The sequence below is a fragment of the Delftia sp. WSY_7 genome, assembly GCF_043104845.1.
GTDB lineage: Bacteria > Pseudomonadota > Gammaproteobacteria > Burkholderiales > Burkholderiaceae_C > Comamonas > Comamonas tsuruhatensis.
Genome location: NZ_JBICLB010000005.1, coordinates 47,262 through 73,082 on the forward strand (window position 1 = coordinate 47,262; position 25,821 = coordinate 73,082).

At 66.7% G+C, this 25,821-nt stretch carries 19 protein-coding genes and 3 tRNA genes; 14 read left to right on the forward strand and 8 right to left on the reverse strand.

What is annotated here, in order from left to right; genetic code table 11:
- Positions 1-94: 94 nt before the first annotated feature.
- Positions 95-1,249: a sensor histidine kinase gene (locus ACF8ME_RS01540; RefSeq protein ID WP_026062438.1), complete on the forward strand. Its 1,155-nt coding sequence runs from the start codon at positions 95-97 to the stop codon at positions 1,247-1,249.
- The gene (locus ACF8ME_RS01545) at positions 1,230-1,991 is read left to right on the forward strand and encodes a LytTR family DNA-binding domain-containing protein (protein ID WP_047217424.1); all 762 of its coding nucleotides are present in this window, start codon (positions 1,230-1,232) and stop codon (positions 1,989-1,991) included. Before ACF8ME_RS01540 ends, ACF8ME_RS01545 begins: the two co-directional genes overlap by 20 nt.
- A 158-nt stretch (positions 1,992-2,149) precedes the next feature.
- Here ACF8ME_RS01545 and ACF8ME_RS01550 read toward each other — a convergent pair whose 3' ends face one another.
- Complete coding sequence (locus ACF8ME_RS01550) at positions 2,150-3,634, reverse strand: aminotransferase class V-fold PLP-dependent enzyme (RefSeq protein ID WP_016445808.1); 1,485 nt, start codon at positions 3,632-3,634, stop codon at positions 2,150-2,152.
- A 27-nt stretch (positions 3,635-3,661) separates the two neighbouring features.
- On the reverse strand, positions 3,662-4,132 hold the full coding sequence (locus ACF8ME_RS01555) for a Rid family detoxifying hydrolase (RefSeq protein ID WP_016445807.1): 471 nt from the start codon (positions 4,130-4,132) through the stop codon (positions 3,662-3,664).
- Positions 4,133-4,770: 638 nt separating this feature from the next.
- Here ACF8ME_RS01555 and ACF8ME_RS01560 point away from each other — a divergent pair.
- On the forward strand, positions 4,771-6,183 hold the full coding sequence (locus ACF8ME_RS01560; protein WP_016445806.1) for a cache domain-containing protein: 1,413 nt from the start codon (positions 4,771-4,773) through the stop codon (positions 6,181-6,183).
- Positions 6,180-6,842, forward strand: a complete 663-nt coding sequence (locus ACF8ME_RS01565; RefSeq protein WP_017405417.1) for a response regulator transcription factor — start codon at positions 6,180-6,182, stop codon at positions 6,840-6,842. The genes ACF8ME_RS01560 and ACF8ME_RS01565 overlap by 4 nt, the downstream gene beginning before the upstream one ends.
- A gap of 17 nt (positions 6,843-6,859) precedes the next feature.
- On the opposite strand, the gene ACF8ME_RS01570 is transcribed toward ACF8ME_RS01565, so the two are convergent.
- The 3 genes from ACF8ME_RS01570 to polA all read right to left on the reverse strand — a co-directional run bounded on the left by ACF8ME_RS01570 (position 6,860) and on the right by polA (position 11,793).
- Positions 6,860-7,693: a ZIP family metal transporter gene (locus ACF8ME_RS01570; protein ID WP_016445804.1), complete on the reverse strand. Its 834-nt coding sequence runs from the start codon at positions 7,691-7,693 to the stop codon at positions 6,860-6,862.
- Between the two features lie 302 nt (positions 7,694-7,995).
- The gene (locus ACF8ME_RS01575; protein WP_392415017.1) at positions 7,996-8,892 is read right to left on the reverse strand and encodes a dienelactone hydrolase family protein; all 897 of its coding nucleotides are present in this window, start codon (positions 8,890-8,892) and stop codon (positions 7,996-7,998) included.
- A gap of 57 nt (positions 8,893-8,949) precedes the next feature.
- On the reverse strand, positions 8,950-11,793 hold the full coding sequence (polA, locus tag ACF8ME_RS01580; protein WP_016451119.1) for a DNA polymerase I: 2,844 nt from the start codon (positions 11,791-11,793) through the stop codon (positions 8,950-8,952).
- Between the two features lie 72 nt (positions 11,794-11,865).
- On the opposite strand from polA, the gene ACF8ME_RS01585 reads away from it, so the two are divergent.
- The 5 genes from ACF8ME_RS01585 to ACF8ME_RS01605 all read left to right on the forward strand — a co-directional run bounded on the left by ACF8ME_RS01585 (position 11,866) and on the right by ACF8ME_RS01605 (position 17,413).
- Positions 11,866-12,240, forward strand: a complete 375-nt coding sequence (locus ACF8ME_RS01585) for a hypothetical protein (protein ID WP_016451118.1) — start codon at positions 11,866-11,868, stop codon at positions 12,238-12,240.
- Between the two features lie 126 nt (positions 12,241-12,366).
- A complete protein-coding gene (locus tag ACF8ME_RS01590) occupies positions 12,367-13,323 on the forward strand; it encodes a homoserine kinase (RefSeq protein WP_392415019.1) in 957 nt (318 codons plus the stop codon).
- A 146-nt stretch (positions 13,324-13,469) separates the two neighbouring features.
- Positions 13,470-14,303 carry a BPSS1780 family membrane protein gene (locus ACF8ME_RS01595; RefSeq protein ID WP_016445799.1) on the forward strand — a complete coding sequence of 278 codons (834 nt, stop codon included), beginning with the start codon at positions 13,470-13,472 and terminating at the stop codon, positions 14,301-14,303.
- A gap of 246 nt (positions 14,304-14,549) precedes the next feature.
- Entirely contained in the window at positions 14,550-16,502 is a 1,953-nt protein-coding gene (locus ACF8ME_RS01600; RefSeq protein WP_047326594.1) for a PhoX family phosphatase, read from the forward strand.
- A gap of 275 nt (positions 16,503-16,777) precedes the next feature.
- The gene (locus ACF8ME_RS01605) at positions 16,778-17,413 is read left to right on the forward strand and encodes a hypothetical protein (RefSeq protein WP_392415021.1); all 636 of its coding nucleotides are present in this window, start codon (positions 16,778-16,780) and stop codon (positions 17,411-17,413) included.
- Between the two features lie 24 nt (positions 17,414-17,437).
- Here the strand turns inward: ACF8ME_RS01605 and ACF8ME_RS01610 are convergent, their stop codons facing one another.
- The gene (locus tag ACF8ME_RS01610) at positions 17,438-19,906 is read right to left on the reverse strand and encodes a UvrD-helicase domain-containing protein (RefSeq protein WP_392415023.1); all 2,469 of its coding nucleotides are present in this window, start codon (positions 19,904-19,906) and stop codon (positions 17,438-17,440) included.
- 341 nt (positions 19,907-20,247) lie between these two features.
- On the opposite strand from ACF8ME_RS01610, the gene ACF8ME_RS01615 reads away from it, so the two are divergent.
- The 4 genes from ACF8ME_RS01615 (at position 20,248) to ACF8ME_RS01630 (ending at position 21,733) form a co-directional block, all read left to right on the forward strand.
- Complete coding sequence (locus tag ACF8ME_RS01615) at positions 20,248-21,225, forward strand: GMP reductase (RefSeq protein WP_016445795.1); 978 nt, start codon at positions 20,248-20,250, stop codon at positions 21,223-21,225.
- 178 nt (positions 21,226-21,403) lie between these two features.
- Positions 21,404-21,479, forward strand: a tRNA-Lys gene (locus tag ACF8ME_RS01620).
- Positions 21,480-21,534: 55 nt separating this feature from the next.
- Positions 21,535-21,610, forward strand: a tRNA-Lys gene (locus ACF8ME_RS01625).
- A gap of 47 nt (positions 21,611-21,657) precedes the next feature.
- Positions 21,658-21,733, forward strand: a tRNA-Lys gene (locus ACF8ME_RS01630).
- 35 nt (positions 21,734-21,768) lie between these two features.
- Here the strand turns inward: ACF8ME_RS01630 and ACF8ME_RS01635 are convergent.
- Positions 21,769-22,767 (reverse strand): TRAP transporter substrate-binding protein, encoded by a 999-nt coding sequence (locus tag ACF8ME_RS01635; protein WP_392415025.1) that lies wholly within the window; start codon positions 22,765-22,767, stop codon positions 21,769-21,771.
- Positions 22,768-23,034: 267 nt separating this feature from the next.
- On the opposite strand from ACF8ME_RS01635, the gene ACF8ME_RS01640 reads away from it, so the two are divergent.
- On the forward strand, positions 23,035-24,267 hold the full coding sequence (locus ACF8ME_RS01640) for a multidrug effflux MFS transporter (protein ID WP_016445793.1): 1,233 nt from the start codon (positions 23,035-23,037) through the stop codon (positions 24,265-24,267).
- A 28-nt stretch (positions 24,268-24,295) separates the two neighbouring features.
- Here the strand turns inward: ACF8ME_RS01640 and ACF8ME_RS01645 are convergent, their stop codons facing one another.
- The gene (locus tag ACF8ME_RS01645; protein WP_016451114.1) at positions 24,296-25,765 is read right to left on the reverse strand and encodes a diguanylate cyclase domain-containing protein; all 1,470 of its coding nucleotides are present in this window, start codon (positions 25,763-25,765) and stop codon (positions 24,296-24,298) included.
- Between the last annotated feature and the right edge of the window lie 56 nt (positions 25,766-25,821).

Below are 25,821 nucleotides of genomic sequence, written 5' to 3' on the forward strand. Positions count from 1 at the left end.
GGCGGCGCCACGCCCGTGCAGGGGCCTACACGGGCCTGCATGGGCGTGCATGGGTGTACATGGGCGGTGTGACCGCTGTGCAGGCCCGCCCGGCATGACCATAATCCGGGCATGCGGCGCGAACCCCACCCGCCGAAACACTACCTGCCGCCCCTTGCCGACCCAGCCGACCCCCACCACTGCCCCCCCGCCCCTGCCTGCGGCGCTGGTCTTTGACGCCTGCAACGTAGGCGTGGTGCTGCGCGCCGTGCTGTTTGTGCAGGCCGTGGTGGCAACGGCCTCGATGTTCGGCGCCGACTCGCCCCTGCAGTGGCTGCAGGGCATGGCCCTGCTGACCGGCGCCTGCCTGCCCGGCACGCTGGTCTGGCTGGTGGCCGCATGCCTGCTCAAGCACCCGCTGCAGCGGCTGCCCGCCTCCGGCCAGTACGCGGCCGGCGTGCTGCTGGGCATGGCGGCCGGGCTGTATGCCTGCGCCATGCTGCACCTGGCCGGCGGCACCAGCGCCCCCTGGCTGGCCAGCGCCGTGTCCGGCGGACTGCTGGCAGCCCTGCTGGTCGCAGCCCTGGTGCTGCGCGCACGCGGCCACGCACCCGCCGACACGCAGGCGCGGCTGGCCGAGCTGCAGTCGCGCATACGCCCGCATTTCCTGTTCAACACGCTCAACAGCGCCATCGCCCTGGTGCGCGCCGAGCCCGCCAAGGCCGAGGCCCTGCTGGAGGACCTCAGCGACCTGTTCCGCTATGCGCTGGCCGAGCCGCACAGCACGACCACGCTGGCCGAGGAGATCGAGCTGGCCCAGCGCTACCTGGCCATCGAGCAGGTGCGCTTTGGCGAACGGCTGCAGGTGCGCTGGCAACTGGACCCTGCCGCCCACGGCGCCCTGCTGCCGCCGCTGCTGCTGCAGCCGCTGGTGGAAAACGCCATACGCCATGGCGTGGAGCCCAGCGCACGCGGCGGCAAGCTGCAGGTGCGCACCGAGCGCCGTGGCGATCTGGTGGAGGTGCGCATCACCAACACCCTGCCCTCCGAGATCGATTCCGCCAGCGCAGCCGGCACGCGCGGCAACGGCATTGCGCTGGCCAATGTGCGCGCCCGGCTGTCGCTGCTGCACGACCTGCAGGCCCACCTCACGGCGCGCACGCTCAACGGGCATTTCGTGGTGCGCATCAGCCTGCCGCTGGCACCGCCTGCCAGCCAACCCACGAAGGCTTTATCGAAGAAGAAGCACCATGCACATCCTGATCGTTGACGACGAAGCCCTGGCCCGCGCGCGGCTGCGCACCCTGCTGGCCGACGTGCAGGCATGCACGGGCAGCGGCCCGCACCAGGTCAGCGAGGCGGCGGACGCCCGCCAGGCCATGGCCGTGCTGCAGGCACCGGGCCCGCGCCCCGTGGAGCTGGCACTGCTGGACATCCACATGCCCGGCCAGGACGGCCTGGCCCTGGCCCATATGCTGCGCCGCCTGCCGCTGCCGCCTGCCGTGGTCTTCGTCACCGCCCATGCCGGCCACGCGGTCGAGGCCTTCGACCTGGATGCTGCCGACTACCTGACCAAGCCCGTGCGCCGCGAACGCCTGCAGCAAGCCCTGGCCAAGGCCGCGCGCACGGCCGCGCACCAGACGGCCGAACGCGACGGCGGCCCCGTGCTGCTGATACAGGACCGGGGCGCCACCGTGCGCCTGCCCCTGTCGGAGGTGCTCTACCTCAAGGCCGAACAGAAATACGTGACCGTGCGCACCGTGGGCCGCAGCTACATCCTCGACGGTGCACTGGCCGACCTGGAGGCCCGCCACGCCGACCACCTGCTGCGCGTGCACCGCAACGCGCTGGTGGCCCGCAGCGCCCTGCGCGCCCTGGAACGCCACGACGACCCCACCGAAGGCGAAGGCTGGGCCCTGCGCCTGCACGGCATCCCCGAACTGCTCATGGTCTCGCGCCGCCAGCTCCCCCAGGTCCGCGCCGCCATCCGCGACGAAGGACAGCCCGGCTGAGGCGCAGGGCTCAAGGAGCCCGGCCCAAGACAGCCCCCCGCGTCAGAAAGCACGCCCGCAACACAAGCATGGCCCAACGCGAGGGACACCGAGCAAGGGCCGCCCCGCAGCGAGGGTGTCGTCCCCCTCGGGGGGAAGGCGCGCAGCGCCTCAGGGGGCTACATTTTTCTAGACAGATCCCACATCGCATCCACCAGCAGATCGATGTCCCGCGCGTCATGCCACAGGTGCGTGGACACGCGCACGCCGTAGTGGTCTGCCGCCGCGCCGATCACGGGGAAGTTGGAGTTGCGGATCACGAAGCCCTGCGGATAGTCGCTGAGCATGCGCGCCACGAAGGTCGAGGACTTGGTCCCGTTCATCACGTCGTCCTTGTTCTGGAACGGGTTGAAGCAGGTCAGCGCCGACAGCAGCTTGGGATCGTCCTTGGGCGAGTACAGCGAGTCCACGCCCCAGCGCTCGACGATCTTTTCCTTGAGGTAGGACGACAGCGTCAGGTCATAGGTCTCGATCTTCTTGCGGCCGATGCTGTCCCACTGCGCGCAGGCCTGGGCCAGCGCCATGAACATGGGCGTGTGCACGCTGCCGCAGGAAGTGACCGAGGCGGCGATGTCGTAGGTCTCCTTGGCCGTGGTCGTGCGCTCCAGCGCCGGATAGGCGCTGGTGTGCACCGGGTACCACTTGGGCAGGGGCAGCGGGTTGGAGGCGCGGATCTTGTTGCGGATGATGAGGATGCCCGTGGAGCCCGGGCCGCACTGCCACTTGTGGCCCGCGCCCGACATGAAGTCCATGCCCAGCTCCGCATAGTTGTAGGCCATCATGCCCGGCAGGTGGGCGCCGTCCACGATGCTGATCAGGCCGTGCGCCTTGACCACGCCCATCAGGTCGGCAATGGGCAGCATGGTGCCGGTCTTGTAGGTGGGAGAGGACCACATCATGGCGCGCACGCGCTTGCCCTGGGCCTTGAGCGCGCGGATGCGCTCGTCGAACAGGTTCACGTAGGTGGCGGCCGTCTGGTTGTTGCCCACGGGCAGCGCAATGCGCGAGACCTCGATGCCGTAGCGGTCCTGGGCGATCTTCAGCGGCGTGTCGCCGCCGCCGTGCTCGTGGTTGGTGGTCACCACCACGTCGCCACGCTGCCAGTCGATGCCCAGGATGGCGTGGCACATGCCCGAGGAGGTGTTGGCCGAGAAGGCCAGCTCGTCGGCATCCACGCCAAAGCCCGGCGCCACCTGCTTGCGCAGGTCCAGCAGGTTGCTGTAGCCGTTGCCCGAGTCGGCGGCCTTCTTGCGGTTTTCGGTATCGAACACATCGAGCACCAGCTTGGGCATGGAGCCCGCCGTGCCGATGTTCATATAGGTCTTCTCGGGCTTGAGGATGAACATGCTCTGCACGTCGGTCCAGAAGGCCTCGTCACGCATGAGCTGCTCGCGCAGCGCAGCGGCCGAGGTCTGGGCATTGCCGCTGCCGCAGGCAGCCAGCAGCGGGCCCAGCGTGGCTGCGCCGGTGCCGTAGCCCAGCATGCGCAGGAAGTCGCGGCGCTTGGAAGTCCAGCGCGCGGGATAGCCGGATTCGCCGGCGGCCGCAGTGGCGGTCAGGGATGTGGCCTGCTCGGCCGCGATCTGGGGGTGTCGTGCGTTCATGCGGTCCTCCTGTCGTTGCGCAAGCGGTCAGCGGCGGCCGACGATGGCCGAGATTTCGATCTTCACATCGCGCGGCAGGCGCGCCACCTCCACCGTGGCCCGAGCGGGGGCGCCGGTCTTGAAGTACTCGCCATAGACCTTGTTCATGGCGGCGAACTCGTTGAGGTCCTTCATGAAGACCGAGGTGGACAGCACATCCTCATAGCCCAGTCCCTGGGACTTGAGCTTGGCGCCGATGTGGTCCAGCACGGCGCGCGTCTGCTCCTCGATGGTCGTGCCCTGGATGGCCGTGCCCTGCGCGTTCAGCGGCAGCACGCCCGAGAAGTAGATCGTGTTGCCATGCGCCACCATCTGCGAATACGGGCCGATGGCCGGATAGATCTGCGTGGTGGACAGCACCTCGCGCTTGTGGGGCGCGGCGCAGCCCGCCAGCGTCGCTACCGCCGCCGCCACACCGCATGCCAGCGCCACGCGCCGCAGGTTCGATCGAATATCCATGGTATTGCCTTTCTGAAACAAGAATACAAACTGCCACTGCCGTGCCGCGTATTACTGCAACGGCGCCCCGGAAACACTTCGTCACCATTTAATTGGGTCATCGAAGGCGACATGAATCATTGACACAAAATGATTCGAATCAGTGATTTCACGGAGAAATTCTAGGCAGGGATCTGGAGCATTCGATAATGAATTTTCCCCTACGCACCACTACGCAGGACCGCTTGCGCAGTGCTACGCAGCAGGATAACTCTCTTCTGAAACAACGGCTTGGCACGGAACCTGCTCAACCGTAGCCAGGCATGTCAGACAGATGAGGGACGGCGCACCACAATACGGCAAAACCATTATTCAAGACCCCAAAAAGGGGACAACGCACCAAGAAAATGCATATCGGATTCCCTATGTCAATGGGATATTCTTTCGTGCGCGAAATATATTATCCATGGCATTTTCCTTGGGATATTCAAATTCCTTTTCCTGCGCGCGTGGATATGCAGCGCGCACAGGCCATTGGCAGATACGACGCCCGCCATTCAAGGTCCGCTGCCGGGCCCCGGCGCCATGCGCGCAAGCCCTGTTGACAAGGTCCGTGCACTGGGCGGAAAAGATCGTCGGTGCACCCCACACAGGCTCCCATGCAACTTCCGCTGAAACTTGCGCTTCTGTCGATTGCCGCCATCGCGCTGGCCCTGGGCCTGGTCGCGGTGACCGTGCAACACCAGACACTGGAGCTGGCCCGCCAGGAACGAGAGCTGGTCGAGACCGCCTACCTGCACAGCAAGGAGACCGAGCTGCGGCACTACGTGCAGCTGGCGACCACGGCGCTGGCGCGCATCCAGTCCAGCGGCGAGGAGCCATCCGTGCAGCGGCGCCAGGCGCTGGATACGCTGGCGCGCATGCAGTTCGGCGAGGACGGCTACTTCTTTGTCTACGACGAACACGGCAACGTGCTGCTGGATGCGCGGCAGATGGGCCTGTCGGGCGTGGACCTGTGCGATCCCAACAGCCCGGGCGGCGCAGGGCCCGCCAGGATCATCCTGGATGCCGCGCGCAGCGGCGGCGGCCTGGTGCGCTACCAGTGGCAAAAGCCGTCCTCGCTGCGTACCGAGGCCAAGCTCGCCTACGTGGCCACGGTCCCCGAATGGGGCTGGTCGCTGGGCACGGGCCTGTACCTGGACGATGTGGAGCAGGCGCTGCGCCAGATCGACGAAAGCGCCCAGGCCAATATCGCGGCCACGCGCTGGCGCATCTTCGGCATTGCGGCGCTGTGCATCGTGCTCATCGGCGTGGCGGGGCTGGCGTTCAATCTCAGCGACCACCGCGTGTCCAGCACCAAGCTGCAGCGCCTGGCCCAGCGCGTGGTGCATTCGCAGGAGGAAGAACGCACGCGCGTGGCGCGCGACCTGCATGACGGCGTGGTCCAGGTGCTGGTCTCGTCCAAGTTCCTGCTGGAGACGGCCCAGGCCCAGCTCAGGCGTCTGGCCGCACAGGACCCGGCCACGGCCCAGCGCATGGTGGACCAGGGACTGGAGCAGCTCAACCACGCGCTGGTGGAGATACGGCGCGTCTCCCACGGCCTGCGCCCCGCCCTGCTGGACGACCTGGGCCTGGCCCCGGCCCTGGCACTGATGAGCCAGCAGATGCAGGCCGAGGACGGCCTGCGCATGCAGTTCGGCTGCCGGGGCGAGACCCGCTTTCTGCCGCCCAGCCACGCCACGGCCCTGTTCCGCGTGGCCCAGGAGGCCGTGACGAATGCGCAAAACCATGCGCAGGCCACGCGCATCGACGTCAGCCTGCACTTTCAGCGCCGCCGCGTGGTGCTGCAGGTCAGCGACGACGGCCAGGGCTTCGACATGCGCCGCGTGCAGCGCGACCGCCAGGGCGGCATCGGCCTGCGCAACATGCGCGAGCGCATCGAGGGCCTGGGCGGCCATCTGAGCATCAGCTCGGGCGCCCGGGGCACCCGGCTGGTCGCCGTGCTCTACCGCAGCGGCGGCATGCCGCTGTCTCCCTCACCGGAATTCGAACTCCCACAGGCCGCTGCATGAACCCCATGATCCGCATCCTCCTGGTGGACGACCACCCTCTTGTGCGCGACGGCGTGTCCATGCGCCTGCAGGCCACCGACCATATCCGTGTCGTGGGCGAGGCCGCCAGCATGGACCAGGCCCTGCCGCTGGCGCGCGAGCTGTCGCCCGACCTGGTGGTGACCGACATCCGCATGCCGGGCGCCAGCGGCATCGACCTGGCCGCGCTGTTCCGCGATCAGTTCCCCCTGGTGCGCGTGCTGGTGCTGTCCATGCACGAGGACCCCGAATACGTGCGCCGCGCCGTGGCGCTGGGCGCGCGCGGCTATGTGCTCAAGGACGCGCCTGCGCAGCAGCTCATCGAGGCCATAGACCGGGTCTACGCCGGCGGCCTGTATTTCAGCCCCGGCCTGCAGCCCGTGGTCGAGGACGACGGCGCCGGTGCCGGCCCCCGGCGCGCCCTCACGCCGCGCGAGGCCAGCGTGCTGCAGTGGATCTCGGAGGGCCGCTCCAACAAGGAGATTGCGGCACTGATGGGCACCTCGGTGCGTACCGTGGAAACCCACCGGCTGCACCTGCGCCGCAAGCTGCGCATCGACGGCCATGCGGCCTTCATCAAGTACGCCGTGGACTATGCCGACCTGCTGGGCAGCACGCCCGTGCAGGCCGGTGCGGGATAGCCTGAAACGCCGCCCGCTCAGTGCGCGTGCGCCGCGCGGCTGACCACGGTGACCAGCACGATGCCCAGCATCAGCCAGCCCACCTGGGCCACGGTCTCGCGCGCGCTCAGGCGCTTTTGCAGCTGGGGAATCAGGTCGGCCAGCGCCACGTAGATGAAGCTGCTGGAGGCCACGGCCAGGAAGTACGGCAGCAGCTCCTGCAGCTGGCCGACCAGGAAATAGCCGCCAATGCCGCCCAGCGTGGTCACGGCCCCGGCCATGGACACCTTGATCAGGGCCACGCGCCGGTTGGAGCTGGACTGGCGCAGCACCACGATGTCGCCCATGTGGTGCGGCACCTCGTGGGCCAGCACCGACACCGCCGCGATCAGCCCCAGGCGCATGTCGGCCATGAAGGCGGAGGCGATCAGCACGCCATCGCCGAAGCAGTGCACGCTGTCGCCGGTCAGCACCGCCCAGCCGCCGTGGCGGTGGCCATGATGGTGGCCATGGGAATGGTCATGGGCGTGGCCCTGGTGATCGTGATGCTCGTGGTGATCGTGCTCATGGGCCGGCGGCGCGCCGTGCTCATGCCCGTGGTGCCACAGCTCGGCCTTGGACAGCAGGAAAAAGAACACCAGGCCCACCAGCAGCGTGACGAACAGGTCGTGCGCGCCGGCCTCGCTCTCGAAGGCTTCGGGCAAGAGGTGCATGAAGGCCGTGGCCAGCAGCGCGCCCGCCGCCAGGCTCAACAGCCGCTGCGGCATCATGCCCGGCGAGCGGTTGCCTCCCAGCCCCATCAACAACGCGGCCACCCAGACGCTGCCAATACCGGCGGCCAGGGTGGCCAGAATGATTGCTACCAATGTCATAGCGATTTGTGCTTCAACCGTATGCCCTTGCAGGCGAAACCCGCGAATTCTCGCAGAAAGACCGGCCCCATCGCAGCCGTGGCCTGCGATCCCATGAAGGAAGCAGGCCACGGTGTCGGGTGCCCTCGGTTTCAGCCTACAGAAGCTGTCAAGCCCCCCTGCGCGAATAAAGTTGAAAGCTAGTCAGCAATACCTTAAAAACTGGCGCGTCCTCACACCAGGGACACCGAGGAAGGGCCGCCCCGCACCGAGGGTGTCGTCCCCCTCCCGCGAAGCGAGAGAGGGGGAAGCGGCGCAGCCGCTCAGGGGGTCACCCCATGCTTATTGAACCAGGCCAGCATTTTCTGCCAACCGTCGCGCGCAGCCTGCTCGCGGTAGCTGGTCCGGTAGTCGGCATGGAAGGCGTGTGGCGCCTCCGGGTAGATCACGAACTCCGAGGCCTTGGCCGCTGCCGAGCCCTGCTTGAGCGCCTCGCGCATGCGCTCCACGGATTCCAGCGGAATGCCCGTGTCCTGCCCGCCATACAGGCCCAGCACCGGCGCCTTGAGGCTGGAGACCAGCTCCAGCGGATGGCGTGGCTGCAGCGCGGTCTTGGCGCCTTCCAGCCGGCCGTACCAGGCCACGCCGGCCTTGACCGGGCCATGGGCCGCATACAGCCAGGTGATGCGCCCGCCCCAGCAAAAGCCCGTGATGGCCACGCGCGCCGTATCGCCGCCCTGCGTGCCCGCCCATTGCACGGCGCCGTCCAGGTCGGCCATGACCTGTTCGTCGGGCACCTTGGAGACCAGCTCGCTCATGAGCTTGGCGATCTCGGTATAGGTCTTGGGATCGCCCTGGCGCGCATACAGATCGGGGGCGATGGCCAGGTAGCCGGCACGCGCCAGGCGGCGGCAGGTGTCGGCAATGTATTCGTGCACGCCGAAGATCTCGGAGATCACCAGCACCACGGGCACATTCTTCTTGCCGGCGGGCGCGGCGCGGTAGGCCGGCACCTTGAAGCCGTTCACGGTGAAATGCACCTCGCCGGCCGTCAGGCCGTCGGCCGGCGTGGAGATGGCGGTCTGCGCCATCAGCGGCGTGGCCGCGGCGGCATAGCCCAGGCCCAGGGCCGTCTGCAATGCCAGGCGCCGCGTGGGCCCCTCTTCGCTGCTGCGCCCCGGAACCAGGGCCTTCAGGTCTTGCTGCTGATCGTCACGCATGCATCTCTCCTTGGTGGTGGTTGAGAACCGGCCAAGTCTACGATGCGCGCGTGAAGCTCAATGTGCCTTGTCCCAGTTGGGGCCGACGCCCACTTCGGCGAGCAAGGGAACCTTCAGTTCCGCCACGCCGGCCATCAGGCGCGGGATCTCGGTGCGCACCCAGTCCGACTCGCCTTCGGGCAGCTCGAACACCAGTTCGTCGTGCACCTGCATGATGACGCGGACCTCGGACTGCCTGGCATCGAGCTCGGCCTGCACCGCCACCATGGCCTTCTTGATCAGGTCGGCCGCCGTGCCCTGCATGGGCGCGTTGATGGCCTGCCGTTCGGCCGCCTTCTTGCGCGGGCCGCTGCCGCCGTTGATGTCCACCAGGTACAGGCGGCGGCCGAAGACGGTTTCCACGTAGCCGTGGTCGCGCGCGAATTCCACCGTCTCGTCCATGTAGCGCTTGACGCCTGGATAGCGCTGGAAATAGCGGTCGATGTAGGCGGCGGCAGCCTTGGTCTCTATGCCCAGGTTCTTGGCCAGGCCAAAGCTGCTCATGCCGTAGATCAGCCCGAAGTTGATGACCTTGGCATAGCGGCGCTGCTCGCTGCTGACCTGCTCCAGCTCCACGTTGAAGACTTCCGATGCCGTGGCCCGGTGCACGTCGCGGCCTTCGTGGAAGGCGCGCAGCAGCGACTCGTCGCCCGACAGGTGGGCCATGATGCGCAGCTCGATCTGCGAGTAGTCGGCGCTGGCGATCACATGGCCGGGCGCGGCAATGAAGGCCTCGCGCACGCGCCGGCCTTCGGGCGTGCGGATGGGGATGTTCTGCAGGTTGGGGTCGTTGCTGGACAGGCGCCCCGTCACGGCCACGGCCTGGGCGTAGTGCGTGTGCACGCGGCCCGTGCGCGGCAGCGCCAGCTGGGCCAGCTTGTCGGTATAGGTGCCCTTGAGCTTGGACAGGCTGCGGTGCTCCAGCAGCTTGGCGGGCAGCGGATAGTCCTCGGCCAGCTTCTCCAGCACCTCTTCGTCGGTGCTGCGTGCGCCGGTGGCCGTCTTCTTGACCACGGGCATGCCCAGCTTGTCGAAAAAGATTTCGCCCAGCTGCTTGGGGCTGGCCAGGTTGAAGGGCTGGCCCGCGATGTCGTAGGCCTCCTGCTCCAGCTGCACGATGCGCTGGCCCAGGTCGTTGCTCTGCCTGGCCAGCGTGGCGGCATCGATGAGCACGCCGTTGCGCTCTATGCGGAACAGGGCCTCGCTGGTGGCGATCTCCAGCTCGTAGATGCCGCGCAGGCCGTCGTGCGCCTGCAGCTGCGGCCACAGCACGCGGTGCACGTCCAGGGTCTGGTCCGCATCCTCGCAGGCGTAGGCGGCAGCCTTGTCCACGGGCACCTGGGCGAACGGGATCTGGTGGGCGCCCTTGCCGCACAGGTCTTCGTAGCTGATGCCCGTGCGGTTGGTGTGGCGCAGCGCCAGGCTGGCCAGGCCGTGCGGGCGGTGCACCTCCAGCACATAGCTTTGCAGCATGGTGTCGTGCACATAGCCGTGCACCTCGATGCCGGCATTGGCGAAGACATGGCGGTCGTACTTGACGTGCTGGCCCAGCTTGGGCCGGGCGGCATCCTCCAGCCAGGGCTTGAGGCGCTGCAGCACCTCGTCGGCCGGCAGTTGCTCGGGCGCGTCGGGGCCGGCATGGCGCAGGGGGATGTAGGCAGCGGCGCCGGGCTCCACGCTCAGCGAGATGCCGACGATCTCGGCACGCATCTCGTCCAGCGAGGTGGTTTCGGTATCCAGGGCCGTGAGTTCGGCGGCGTTGATCTTGGCCAGCCACTGGTCGAACGCTTCCCAGGTCAGCACCACGTCGTAGTCCAGCGCACGCTGCTGGGCGGTCTCGGCCTCGGCGGTGGCGTCGTCGGATTCGGCCTGCTCCTGGGCAAACATGTCGCCCGTGGACTGGTCGGCACGCGGCTTGGCCGCGGGCTTGCGGCCGGCCTTGACGGCTTGCAGCGCATCGGGCTCGGGCGCGGCACCGCCGAGCATGCGTGCCAGCCCCTTGAAGCCGTAGCGCTCATAGAACTCGCGCAGCGGCGCGGTATCGGGCTCGCGCGGAGCCAGCGCGTCGAGCACGGGCAGGGTGGGCACTTCGGCGCTCAGGTCGCAGTCGGTCTTCATGGTGACCAGCTGGCGGCTCAGCGCCAGCTGGCCCGAGGCGATGGCATCGCGCAGGTTCTGGCCAGCCACTCCCTTGATGCCGTCGGCCGCAGCGATCAGGCCGTCGAGCGAGCCGTGCTCGGCCAGCCACTTGACGGCCGTCTTGGGGCCGACCTTGGCAACGCCGGGCACGTTGTCCACGGCATCGCCGACCAGCGCCTGGTAGTCGATCATCTGCGCAGGCGGCACGCCGAACTCGGCAGTCACGCCGGCCACGTCGCGGCGCTTGCCGCTCATGGTGTCCATCACCATGATGTGGGGATCCACCAGCTGGGACAGGTCCTTGTCTCCACTGGAGATGACCACGTTCACGCCCTGGGCGGCGGCCGTCTTGGCCAGGGTGCCGATCACGTCGTCGGCCTCCACGCCCTGGATGGCCAGCACGGGCCAGCCCATCAGGCGGACCACTTCGTGGATGGGCTCGATCTGCGAGCGCAGATCGTCGGGCATGGGCGAGCGGTGCGCCTTGTATTCGGGATAGAGCGCATCGCGGAAGGTGGGGCCGCTGGCGTCGAACACGCAGACCGCGTAGTCGGCCGCCACTTCCTTGCGGATCGCCTGGAGCATGTTGATCATGCCGCGGATGGCGCCTGTGGCGGGGCTTTCCGGGTTGCCGGGCTCGGCGCGCAGATCCGGCATGGCGTGGTAGGCGCGGTAGAGGTAGCTGGAGCCGTCGATCAGCACCAGGGTCTTGGAATTGCTCATGCGCCGATTGTGCACGCGCCGGCAGGGGGACAGGGCGGGACAGGGCCCGCCGCAAGACCTACAATGGAGCCCATGCGCGCCGCTCCACTTCTCATCCTCCTGAGCCTGGCCGCCAGCCCCGTGCTGGCCCAGAACCCCACGCCTGCCCCGGCTGCCTCCACCGCCCCCGCGGCGGCGACCGCCGGGCAGACCGCGCCGGACACGGCCAGGCCCGAGGCCCGCGACCGAAGCAACCAGCGCGTGGAACGCATCCATGTGGAAGACGAAGGCAGCCGCGTTGACGAACTGCGCGTGGGCGGCCAGACCCGAAGCATCACCGTGCAGCCCAAGGTCGGCGACATGCCCTCCTATGAGGTGCAGTCCAACGACGGCGCCCGCTCCTCCCGCAACCGCGGCGATGGCGACGGCACCAACGGCACGCGCGTCTGGAACCTCAAGAAGTTCTGATCCTCACCGGACTGTCCGGGCCCCGGGCCCGGCGGCATCCCAGGGGGCAGCACCTGACGGCGCTGCCCTCTTTCCATATCTGACGACAACGATTTCCGCCGAGCCGCGCTGGCCGGCAATGCAAACATGGCCGTTTTCACCGAAGTCTCCGACCAAGATGCGCGCGAGCTGCTGCGCCGCATGTCCCTGGGTTCCTTCAAGGAGCTGCGCGGCATCCAGGGCGGCATAGAGAACACCAACTACTTTCTCACCACCGAGCAGGGCGAGTGGGTGCTGACGCTGTTCGAGCGCCTGACGGCCGAGCAACTGCCCTTCTACCTGTACCTGATGAAGCATCTGGCGCAGGCCGGCATTCCCGTGCCCGACCCGCAGGCCGAGACGCGCAGCGGCGACATCCTGCTGCGCGTGTGCGGCAAGCCCGCCTCCATCGTCAACCGCCTGCCCGGCAGGAGCGAGCTGACCCCCCAGCCCGCGCACTGCGCCGCCGTGGGCGAGATGCTGGCGCGCATGCACCTGGCCGGCAGAGACTACGATCGCCAGCAGCCCAATCTGCGCGGCCTGCCCTGGTGGAACGAGACCGTGCCCACGGTGATCCCGCACATCGACGCACCCACCGCCGACCTGCTGCGCTCCGAACTGGCCTTCCAGAACCATGTGGCCGCCTCGCCCGCCTATGCGGCGCTGCCGCGCGGCCCCGTGCATGCCGACCTGTTCCGCGACAACGTGATGTTCGATGGCGAGCGCCTGACCGGCTTCTTCGATTTCTACTTCGCAGGCGTGGACAGCTGGCTGTTCGACCTGGCGGTGTGCCTCAACGACTGGTGCATCGAACACGCCACAGGCGCCCATGACGCGGCCAAGGCCAAGGCCATGATCGATGCCTACCAGTCCGTGCGCCCCCTGACCGCCGCCGAGCGAGAACTGTTCAACCCCATGCTGCGCGCGGGCGCGCTGCGCTTTTGGATCTCCCGCCTGTGGGATTTCCACCTGCCGCGCGAGGCCTCCATGCTCGTTCCCCACGATCCCACGCATTTCGAGCGCGTGCTGCGCCAGCGCCTGGCCCGCCCCGTGGCGCTGGACTGACGTCCCAGGCCGGCCACGACGCGGCTGCCGGAGGGCTTTGCGGTCCACGGGCCGCGCTTCCTCGGGTACAGTCCCCGTTCGGGCGCCAGCGGCGCGGCCCATGCCAGAGGCCATGCCCCATCCAGGCGCCCCGACTTCCTCACCCCATGAAACTTCTCATCGTTCCCGCCCGTACCGGCCTGCAATGGGTGCAGCAGGGCATCCGCACCTTCCGCCAGCAGCCGCTGGCGCTGGCGGCACTGTTCTTTCTGTCGATGGCGGCCATGTCGCTGGTCACGGTGCTGCCGCTGATAGGCCCCGTGATCGCGCTGGGCCTGCTGCCGGCCACATCGCTGGCCATGATGGTGGCGGCGGCCGAAGCCTCGCACGGGCGCGCGCCCACGCCGGCCCTGCTGCTGGTGGCCTTTCGCACCGGGCGCCAGCGCCTGAATTCCATGCTCACGCTGGGCGCCATGTATGCGGCAGGCTTCTTGCTGATCATGGGCCTGTCCATGCTGGTGGACGATGGCCAGTTCGCCAACGTCTACCTGGGCGGCGAGCCGCTGACGCGCGAGATCGCCGAATCGCCCGACTTCCAGGCCGCCATGTGGCTGAGCATGGGCCTGTACCTGCCGCTTTCGCTGCTGTTCTGGCATGCGCCGGGCCTGGTGCACTGGCACAACGTGCCGCCGGTCAAGGCCGTGTTCTTCAGCCTGGTGGCGTGCGTGCGCAACATCGGCGCACTGGTGGTCTTCGGCCTGAGCTGGATGGGCGTGTTCATCGTGGCCGGCATCGTGATGGCACTGATCTCGGCCGTGCTGGCCCAGGTGCTGGGCGGCATTGCCAACGGCCTGATGATTGCCACGGCTATGCTGCTGGCCGCCATGTTCTTCACCTCCATCGTCTTCACCTTCCGTGACTGCTTTGCGGCGCCCGATGAAAGCGATGGCAGCGACGCCATCGGCACCGAACCGCCGCAGCCGCCCGGACTGTCCGGCTGACGCCTGCACGGCACCAGATCACCAGGCCCCTTTCGAGGGGCTTTTTCTTTGCCGTTTCTCTGTCGTGCCAGCGGCCACCCGGGCGTCCACATGACGCAGTCACTGTTGTGTCATACGGATGCCATCGCTTTGTCACAGTGCCTGCCTAGCATGCCGTGCGGATGCATAGCCAGCGAGTGCGCAGCGGCATCCCGGCCCATCCCGCCCCCGATGGGCTGATGCAGACAACCCCACAACGGAAGCCCCATGTCCCAATCCACGATGCTCTCCCGCCGCAAGGCGCTGCAATTCCTGACCGGCGCCCCCCTGCTGCCGCTCGGCTCCGCCGTGTCCGCCGCCGGCCTGCTGACCGCCTGCGGCGGTGGCGATGACGGTCCCGCGAAGAACTATGTGGCGGCCAGCTTCACCTCCATGGCCGCGCCCACGCTGGCCAACCCCCAGGCCATGGCCCGGATGACCGTGGCCTCGCAGCTCAAGGTGCAGTACAGCGACAACAGCGAGCAGAGCTTCGACCTGGGCTACCAGCCTTTCTTCGTGACCGGCGACGAAGTGCCGGACGGCAAGGGCGGCAAGATCCTGGCCGGCGGCTACTACGACATCAACAACAACAAGATCATCGACCGCACCGTGGCCGGCAGCGAGCGCCACTTCTTCTCCGATGCGCCCGACGGCACCTCGCTGCTGACCGTGCCCAATGCCAAGGTGGATGGCGTCAAGGGCAAGCCCGTGTTCGCCGTGGTGCAGTTCGAATACACGACCTGGGCGCAGGATGGCAAGACCGACATGTACGGCAAGCTGCCCTCGCCCATCGCCGTGCTGACGCTGGACCAGGACCAGACCACGGGCAAGCTCAGCCTGGTCAAGTACCACAACGTGGACACCTCCAAGGTGCACGGCCTGTGGATCACCTGCGGCGCCAGCCTGTCGCCCTGGGGCACCCATCTGTCCAGCGAAGAGTACGAGCCCGACGCCTTCGCCACCGGCAATGCGCAGTTGCAGGCCTTCAGCCAGAACCTGTATGGCGACCAGACCAAGGCCAACCCCTACCACTACGGCCACATGCCCGAAGTGACGGTCAACGTGGACGGCACGGCCAGCATCAAGAAGCATTTCTGCATGGGCCGCATCTCGCACGAGCTGGTCCAGGTCATGCCCGACCAGCGCACGGCGCTGATGGGCGACGACGCCACCAACAGCGGCTACTTCGTCTTCGTGGCCGACAAGGAAAAGGACCTGTCCTCGGGTTCGCTGTACGTGGCCAAGGTGGGTGCGGGCTTTTCCATCGACCCCGCATCGGGCAGCGCCGCCGCGCTGACCTGGATCAAGCTGGGCTCGGCCACCAGCGCCGAGATCGAGCAGCTGGCCAACACGCTCAAGCCCACGGACATCATGACCGTGGCCAAGACCGATCCGGGCGACGCCAGCTACACCAAGATCACCGCCAACGGCAAGGTGGAGTGGATCAAGATCAACCCCGGCATGGAAAAGGCCGCCGCCTTCCTGGAAACCCACCGCTACGCCGCCTTCAAGGGCGCGAGCATGGGCTTCACCAAGATGGAAGGCACGACCGTCAACGCCAAGGACAAGGTGGCCTACTCGGCCCTGCAGAACTGCGAGAAGTCCATGGTGGCCGGTGATGCGCTGAACGTGGCAGGCAATGGCGTGTCCATCCCCAAGCAGCTCAAGGCCGGCGCCGTGATGGCACTGAACCTGCGCGGTGGCCAGAAGGACACGGCCGGCGCCGCCATCAACAGCGAGTGGATGCCCGTGGACACCAAGGCCCTTCTGGCCGGCGAGGACATCAGCGCCGACGCGCTGGGCAACACCGGCAACCCGAACAAGATCTGCAACCCCGACAACCTCAAGTTCTCGGAGAAGATGCGCACCCTGTTCATCGGCGAGGACAGCGGCCAGCACGTGAACAACTTCCTGTGGGCCTACAACATCGACACCAAGCAGCTGTCGCGCCTGATGTCGATTCCCGCAGGCGGCGAATCCACGGGCCTGCACGCCGTGGACGAGATCAACGGCTGGACCTACATCATGAGCAACTTCCAGCACGCCGGTGACTGGGGCAGCATCCACAACGTGGTCAAGTCCACGCTGGACCCGCTGATCAGCACCAACTATCGCGGCAAGTTCGGCGCCGCCGTCGGCTACCTGACCGGCACCGCTTCCCAGCCCAAGCTGTCGGCCTGACCGCCGCCACAACGCCCCGCCGCCCTGCGGCGCGTGGCGCCACAACAAGAAGGCCATGGATTTCCATGGCCTTTTTGCATGCCTGCGCCGCAACTGCATGGATGTCATGAACCCGACTCTTAGCGTGCAAAACAAGAGTCATTCTCACCTGGTCGCTATAATTTCTGATGCATTGCGGCGTCGCTAGCCCGCCATCGCACCATCTTCAGCCCCGCCGGATCACGCCCCTCAAGGCCCGGCAGGCGCACGCAGAGCCACACCACAGGAGAGACTCCATGACCCCAGCTTACCGCATCCTTCGCAGCACGGCCTCCGCATGGCTGGCGGCCGCTGCCACCCTGGCGGTGCCGGCTGCACATGCCGACTATCTCTGGCTGCAGCAGGACGCAGGACAGGCCCGGGCCTATGCCGGAGAACTGCGCAAGCCGCTGCAACAGCTGCCGGCCCTGGAGGACGCCAAGCAGGTCCTGCCCGACGGCAAGAGCCTTCCCCTGAAGGCCGAGGCCAATCATTTCACCGCGGACGCAGGCCAGGGCGATGTGCGCATCGCCGCCACGCGCCCCGGCGCCAATGGCGTGCTGACCTATTACCAGGCCCGTTTCGGCCGCAACGACACCAAGGCCGTGAACGACCTGGAGCTGGTGCCCACCACGGCGGGCGGCGATACGTTCCAGCTGGTGTTCAAGGGCCGCAAGGTCGCGGCCAGCCAGGTCAATGTGCAGACCAGCGAGGGCTGGTACCGCACGCTCACGCCATCGCAGGACGGCACGGTGAGCTTCAAGCCCTACTTCCCGGGCCTGTACGTGCTGGAGGTGACGGCGCGCGTGGACAACGGCTCGGTCACGCTGGACGGCAAGAAGTACACCGACGTGCGCCACACCACCACGCTGAGCTTCGAAGTCAAGCCCTGAGCGCCGGGCGCGGCGGCCCGGCCCTCACTCCACGACCGTGAGCTTGGCAATGGACAGCGCCAGCCACTTCGTGCCGTGGCGCCCAAAGCTGACCTGGGCACGCGCGTCGTCGCCCGTGCCTTCCAGGGCCAGCACCTTGCCTTCGCCGAACTTGTTGTGGAACACGTTCAGGCCCACGCGCAGGCCGTGGCCCGGGTCGGCCTTTTGCGGCGGCACGGGCGGGCTGGCGAAGACCTCGCTGCGCCAGCCTTCGGCCTTGCTGCCGAAGCCGCCGCGATCGCGTGAGCCATAGCCGCCGCCACCGCCGCCACCGGGGCGGGGCGCGTAGCTGCCAAAGCCGCCCTGCTTCGGCGTGATCCACTTGAGCGCCTCTTCAGGCAGCTCGTCGAAGAAGCGGCTCTTGACGTTGTAGCGCGTCTGCCCGTGCAGCATGCGCGTCTGCGAATGGCTCAGGTACAGGCGCTTGCGCGCGCGGGTGATGGCCACATAGGCCAGGCGGCGTTCTTCCTCCAGGCCGCCCCGGTCCATCATGGCGTTCTCGTGCGGGAACAGGCCCTCCTCCACGCCGCCGATGAAGACGGCGTCGAACTCCAGGCCCTTGGAGGCATGCACGGTCATCAGCTGCACGGCGTCCTGGCCTGCCTGGGCCTGGTTGTCGCCAGCCTCCAGCGCCGCGTGCGTCAGGAAGGCGGCCAGCGGCGACAGGGTCTCGCCGGTATCGGCATCGACCATGCCGGCCACGGTGCCGGCCGGCGGCGTGAGCGGCGTGTCCAGCAACGGCAGCGCAGGGTCCAGGCCCTGGCTGGCGGGGCTTTGCGTCAGCGCCCTGGCGCCGTCGTGCTCGTCCAGCGGCAGGGCCACGGCATCGCGGCCAAAGCCTTCCTGGGTGACAAAGCTCTCGGCCGCGTTCACGAGTTCCTGCAGGTTCTCGATGCGGTCGGCGCCTTCCTTTTCGTTGCGGTAGTGCTCGAGCAGGCCGCTTTCTTCCTCGATGGCCTCGATGATCTCGCGCAGCGTGCGGCCCTGGGTCTGCTCGCGCAGCACGTCGATCTTGGCGACAAAGCCTGCGAGCTTGGCGCCCGGCGCGCCCGGCACCGCCGAGACGGCATCGTGCAGCGAGCAGCCCGCGCTGCGCGCCGCGTCCTGCAGCGTCTCCACGCTGCGCGCGCCGATGCCGCGCGGTGGGAAGTTCACCACGCGCAAAAAGCTGGTGTCGTCGTGCGGGTTCTCCAGCAGGCGCAGGTAGGCCAGCGCATGCTTGATTTCGGCGCGCTCGAAAAAGCGCAGCCCGCCGTACACGCGGTAGGGAATGGCGGCATTGAACAGCTGCGATTCGATCACCCGGCTTTGCGCATTGCTGCGGTAGAGCACGGCGATTTCCTGGCGCTGCCAGCCGTCCTTTTTCACGAGCTGCTGGATTTCCTCGACCATCCACTGCGCCTCGGCCATGTCGGTGGGCGCCTCGTAGATGCGCACGGGCTCGCCCGGGCCCTGGGTGGTGCGCAGGTTCTTGCCCAGGCGCTGGCTGTTGTGGCTGATGAGCGCGTTGGCGCAGTCCAGGATGTTGCTGTAGGAGCGGTAGTTCTGCTCCAGCTTGATCTGCTGGCGCACATCGAACTCGCGCACGAAGTCCTGCATGTTGCCCACGCGCGCACCGCGAAAGGCGTAGATGCTCTGGTCGTCGTCGCCCACGGCGATCACGCTGCCCAGGGCCTGCAGGCGGCCATCCACCACGTCGCCCGCCAATTGCTTGAGCCACTGGTACTGCAGCTTGTTCGTGTCCTGGAACTCGTCGACCATGATGTGGCGAAAGCGCCGCTGGTAGTGGGCGCGCAGCGCGGCGTCGTCGCGCAGCAGCTCGAAGGAGCGCAGCATCAGCTCGCCGAAATCGACCACGCCTTCGCGCTGGCACTGCTCCTCGTAGAGCTGGTAGATCTCGACCTTCTTGCGCGTGTCCGGGTCATTGGCCACCACGTCGCCGGGGCGCATGCCCTCTTCCTTGCAGCCGGCAATGAAGTACTGCAGCTGCTTGGGCGGGAAGCGCTCGTCGTCCACGTTGAACTGCTTGCACAGGCGCTTGACGGCCGACAGCTGGTCCTGCATGTCCAGGATCTGGAAGGTGGACGACAGCCCTGCCGCCTGGTGGTGGGCACGCAGCAGCCGGTTGCACAGGCCGTGGAAGGTGCCTATCCACATGCCGCGCACGTTGTAGGGCAGCATGGTCGACAGGCGCGCCAGCATTTCCTTGGCCGCCTTGTTGGTGAAGGTCACGGCCAGGATGGAGCCCGGCGTGGCCTGGCCCGTCTGCAGCAGCCAGGCGATGCGCGTGGTCAGCACCCGCGTCTTGCCCGAGCCGGCGCCGGCCAGGATCAGCGCATGGCCGGCCGGCAGCGTGACGGCAGCGAGCTGCTCCTCGTTGAGGTTGGCCAGCAAAGGGGAGTTGGAGGCGGGTGCGGCACCGGAGGCGCCGTCGAGCAGATCGATCGGGAACATCCTGGCATTGTAGAAAGCACCTCGCTCCCCAGGGAAACCGATGCCGCATTTCCCGCAATCGGCCCGCGATCTGCCCGCAATAGGCCCGCGCAGCGCGCCCTTGCGGGCTCATAACGCCATCCCTATAACCGCTATATCGACAGGGCGCCCAGGCCCGCCGCCGGCAACGTATAGAATCAATCACCGGGCCCAAGTTTCTTGCGGTCCGGTTTTTTGTGCCCGGGCCACAGCCGCCCTGGCGACGCGGCCCGCCCGCGCCGCCCGCAAGACCGGCCTCCAAGCCAAGCGCCCCATCGCGGAGGGATGTTCCTGCCGCGACCTTTCATGGAGCTTGGAATCAAATGGAAATCTTCGACTACGACAACATCCTGCTGCTGCCGCGCAAGTGCCGCGTGGAAAGCCGCTCGGAGTGTGATGCCAGCGTGGAGCTGGGCGGTCGGTCCTTCCGCATCCCGGCCGTGCCGGCCAACATGAAGACGGTGGTGGATGAAAGCATCTGCACCTGGCTGGCCCGCAACGGCTACTTCTACGTGATGCACCGCTTTGACCTGGACAACGTGCAGTTCGTGCGCGAGATGCAGGGCAAGGGCTGCTTCGCCTCCATCTCGCTGGGCGTCAAGAAGCCCGACTACGACACCGTGGACCGCTTCGTCGCCGAAGGCCTGTGCCCCGAATACATCACCATCGACATCGCCCACGGCCATGCCGACAGCGTGAAGAACATGATCGGCTACCTCAAGGAAAAGCTGCCCAAGTCCTTCGTGATCGCCGGCAACGTGGGCACGCCCGAAGCCGTGATCGACCTGGAGAACTGGGGCGCCGACGCGACCAAGGTCGGCATCGGCCCCGGCAAGGTCTGCATCACCAAGCTCAAGACGGGCTTCGGCACGGGCGGCTGGCAGCTGTCGGCGCTCAAGTGGTGCGCGCGCGTGGCCACCAAGCCCATCATTGCCGACGGCGGCATCCGCAGCCACGGCGACATCGCCAAGAGCGTGCGCTTTGGCGCCACCATGGTGATGATCGGCTCGCTGTTCGCGGGCCATGAGGAATCGCCGGGCCAGACGGTCGAGGAAAACGGCCAGCGCTTCAAGGAGTACTACGGCTCGGCCTCGGACTTCAACAAGGGCGAGTACAAGCACGTCGAAGGCAAGCGCATCCTCGAGCCCGTCAAGGGACTTCTGGCCGACACCCTGATCGAGATGGAGCAGGATGTGCAAAGCTCCATCAGCTACTCGGGCGGCAAGAAGCTGATGGACATCCGCAAGGTCAACTACGTGATCCTGGGCGGTGACAACGCAGGCGAACATCTGCTGATGTAAGCGCAGACACCAAGGCAAGGCGGCTTCGGCCGCCTTTTTTTGTGCCTGCGTTCCCGACGTCACGCAGGCCGCGCACGCCGAGATCGCGCCATGAACCAAAAAAATGGCGTGTCTTCCTGCAAGCACGCCAAAAATGCCGCATAATTGCGGTCTCGTTTGCAGCGCAGACTTGTTTTTGGGGCTCTTAGCTCAGCTGGTAGAGCAGCGGACTCTTAATCCGTTGGTCGAGTGTTCGAATCACTCAGGGCCCACCAAAAATTCCTTTTCAGCCTGGATTCATCCAGGCTGATTCCTTCGGAATACCCGAGGGGGCTCTTAGCTCAGCTGGTAGAGCAGCGGACTCTTAATCCGTTGGTCGAGTGTTCGAATCACTCAGGGCCCACCAAGAATTCCTTTGCCTGATCTCTTCAGGCAGCCACGCAGAAATACGTGGGGCTCTTAGCTCAGCTGGTAGAGCAGCGGACTCTTAATCCGTTGGTCGAGTGTTCGAATCACTCAGGGCCCACCACCAACACCCCGAAAAGGCACTCAGCGCACCGGCGCTCAGTGCCTTTTCTTGTTGTACTCCATCAGCACAGACATATTGCTGCTGCCAGCCTTGGCCACCCACTCCCGGCCAAAGCGCTCCCCCATCAAATCCAGCATGCGGCGCAGGTCCGCCGATGGCGCGGCCACGGACATCTTGTTGTCGACAAGAACCTTCTTGCCCAGCTCATCGGCCTGCTGGGCCAGCGCCCAGCCCTCTTTCTCGGCCAGCGCGGCGGCGCGGCTGATGGCCTGGCGTTCCGGCTCGGCAAAGCCCTTCCAGGCAAGTTCGCTGACGCACAACATGTTCTTGGGAATCCAGGCCTTGATGTCCAGAAACACCTTCATGGTCTTCCAAGCCTGGCTGTCGACGCCGGTGGCACTGGATGCAACCATGGCGTCAATACCTCCCTGCTCCAGCACCATGCCAAGATCACCGGCCGCGAGCACCACCGGCTGCGCTCCCCAGAGTTCAGCCAGCCGCTTGGTCGCATCGCTTTGCACACGCAGCCTGAGCCCCCTGAGATCCACGATGCTGTTGACCGGGCGCCGGCAGAACAGGCCCTGCGCCGGCCAAGGCACCGCAAACAGCAGGCGCACACCCTGCTGAGCCAGCAAAAACTCCTGCAGCACGGGACGGGTCAGTTGCCACAGGTGCGCAGCCTCGTCAAAGCCACGCACGATGAAAGGCAGCGAGTCCATGGCCAGCAGCGGATGGATATCCACATAGGACGACATGAGAACTTCGCCGAACTGGATTTCATTGCGCTTGAGCGCAGGAAGCACCTGCGCCATGGGCTTGAGCGCAGAGTTGGACACCACATCGATCTCCAGCGCCTGCTGGGTATCGGCACCCACGCGCGCCGCGAAGTTGCGCAGATTCTGCGTGTGAAAGATGCCATCGCCATAGGCCGCCGAGAGCTGCAGTCGGCGGCCCTTGGACCAGGCAGCGCCTGCGGTCAGTTGCAACGCAGCCGGGGCCAGACCCGATATCAACGTGCGGCGAGAAACAGTCATGAAAGATCCTTGGCGAAAGCGCCCAGAACCATGCCATCCACCCCACGGCGGACCTGTGCATGCTGGCGCAAAAGATAAATTCTATCGATATTTATATCATTTAGATACAAACTATCAATCTATTCCATCGCCCAGGTCACTCGCCAAGCCATCCGTCACACCGGATTCCGGCCAAGCCGCTACAGTGTCACCCTGCCGCAGGCGCAAGGGCGCGCGGCCTTTTTCTGCGCCTGCGGCCCGCCTGCAGCGCACAACCGCCTCGCCTGCATGCCACAAAATGTTTCCCCGCTCTGGCAGGGCCCGCGCTGGGCCCTGGCCGTCCTGCTTGCCATCCTGGGCATGCTGGGGCCGTTCTCGATCGACACCTACATCCCGGCCTTCTCGGGCATCGCCCAGGCCTTGAACGCCACGCCGCTGCAGATGCAGCAGACGCTGTCGGCCTATCTGTTCGGCTTTGCCTTCATGAACCTTTTCCATGGCGCCATGGCCGACAGCTTTGGCCGCCGCCCCGTGGTGCTATGGGGACTGGCCGTGTTCACGCTGGCCTCGGCAGGCTGCGCGCTGTCGCAGAACATCACGCAACTGGTGCTGTTCCGGGCGCTGCAGGGCCTGTCCACGGGCGCCGGCATCGTGGTGTCGCGCGCCGTGGTGCGCGACCTGTTTCCGCCTGCCCAGGCCCAGCGCGTGATGGCCCAGATCACCATCTTCTTCGGCATTGCCCCGGCGCTGGCGCCGGTGCTGGGCGGCTGGCTGTTCGTGCACCTGGGCTGGGCGGCCGTATTCTGGTTCCTGACGCTGGTGGGCGTGCTGCTGTGGAGCATCAACTGGCGCTTTCTGCCCGAGTCTCTGCCGCAGGCGCAGCGCCAGCCCTTCCGGTTCAAGCCACTGATGCAGGGCTACAAGGCGCTGTGCAGCGATCCGCGCTTTGTGCTGCTGGCCTTTGCCAGCGGCGTGCCCTTCAACGGCATGTTTTTGTACGTGCTGTCGGCCCCCGCCTTCCTGGGCGACCTGCTGCACCTGCAGCCGCAGCAGTTCTTCTGGTTCTTCGTGATTTCGATCTCGGGCATCATGGGCGGCGCCTGGGTGAGCGGCCGGCTGGCCGGGCGCATTCCACCCAAGCACCAGATCCGCCACGGCTTCGTGATCATGTTCGTGGTGTCCATCGTCAACCTGGTTGCCAACCTGATCTGGCCTGCCCATGTGAGCTGGGCGTTGATTCCCGTGGGTGTGTTCGCCTTCGGCTGGGCCATGATGGTGCCCGTCGTGACCTTGCTGGTGCTGGACATCCATCCCGAGCGGCGCGGCCTGGCCTCATCGCTGCAGGCCGTGGTGGGCTCCACGGCCAATGGCATCGTGGCCGGCGTGCTGGCGCCTCTGGTGATGCATTCGACGGTGCTGCTGGCCCTGGGCTCGATCAGCATGATGCTGATCGGGCTGGCGTCGTGGATCTACCTGCATCACCGCTGGCCCGAAATCGGGCGGCATGCCTCGGAGGCCTGAAGGCCACTGCTCCCGGGATCCCGGGCGTCTATGCCCGGCCCGCGCGGCGGTCCAGCATTTTTTCCTTGTAGTAGCGCGCCTTTTCGGCATACATGGCCTGGTCCGCGCGTGACACGGTGGCCTCCAGCTGGCTGCCCTCGTTGCAACAGGCCACGCCCATGGACAGGCTGACCAGCTGACCCGGATAGAACTGGTTGTTGAGCTCCAGCAGGGACAGGATGCGCTCCTTGACGGCTTCGGCGCCGCGCTCGTCCGAGGCTGGCAGCAGCACCATGAATTCGTCGCCGCCCACGCGTGCCGCACAAGCGGGCGCATCCACGGCCTTGGTCAGCACTTCGCCCACGCGGCGAAGCATGTCGTCGCCTGCGGCATGGCCATGCTCGTCATTGGCCTCCTTGAGACCATTCATGTCGATGGCGATCACGGCCAGCGGCCACGGCCCCTTGCGCGCCAGGCGGTTCAATTCCTCGATATAGAAGGCGCGGTTGCGCAGTTGGGTGAGCACGTCGTGCTTGCCCAGGTATTCCAGATAGGCCTCGGCCTTCTTGCGTGCCGTGATATCCACCAGGGACAGCAGCACCAGCCCCCAGTCGTCCGCATGGCCGTCCAGCACGGCCAGCTGCATGTGGATGTGCAGCGTGTCGCCCGACAGCGCGTAGTTCACCACTTCGCGGTGCTGCACGAGCTTGCCGTTCCACAGGTCCTGGAGTTGATCGGCAAAGGAGTCGATCATTTCATCGCGGAAGATGCGGCCCAGCCGGCTCAGCAGCTGCAGCTTGTCGGTGGCACCGAACATGCGCAGCGTCTGGCGGTTCACGTCGATGACGCGAATCTCCTGCATGCAGCGCGAGATGAATTCCGGATGCACCTTGAGGAAGGTGGCGAAATCGCTGATGCCCTGGGCGCGCACATCGTCGAGCAGGCGCTTGATGGAGCTGAAGTCCTCGACCCACAGCGACACGGGCGAGTACTCGAACAGGTCGCGCGAGTACTGCTCGCTGCGGTGCAGCTGCCGCGTGCTGCGCATCTCGGCCGTCACGTCCTCCAGCGACACCAGCACGCAGTCCCAAAGCTCCTCATGGCCGGGCAGGATGCGGCCACGGATCTGCACGTCCAGCCGGCGCCCGTCCAGCGTGTAGTTGGCGGTGCGGTTGGCAAAAGTCGGCGAGCCCTTCCAAAGCTCCTGCAGCTCGCAGGCCAGGCCGGCATGCATGTCGTCACGGAACACCTGGCCCAGGCTGTCGAGAAAGGTCTGCTGGTCCGCGGCGCCGAACAGGTCCAGCGTGCGCTGGTTGACGCGAACCACCCTGAGCGCGGCACTGCACTGCTGCAGTGCCTGCGGATGGGCAGAAAAATGCGCCTGCAGATCGGTCACGCCCTGTGCTCGCCACTGGTCGAGCAGGCGCTTGAGCGCGCTGTAGTCCTCCAGCCATAGCGAGACGGGGGCCAGTTCGAACATGTGCTCAAAATCCACACTGGACGCGATCAAAGACTCCACAGGGCACCTCCGCGCCGCGATTATGGCAGTCGCAGAGCCCGCCAGACAGCAGGTTC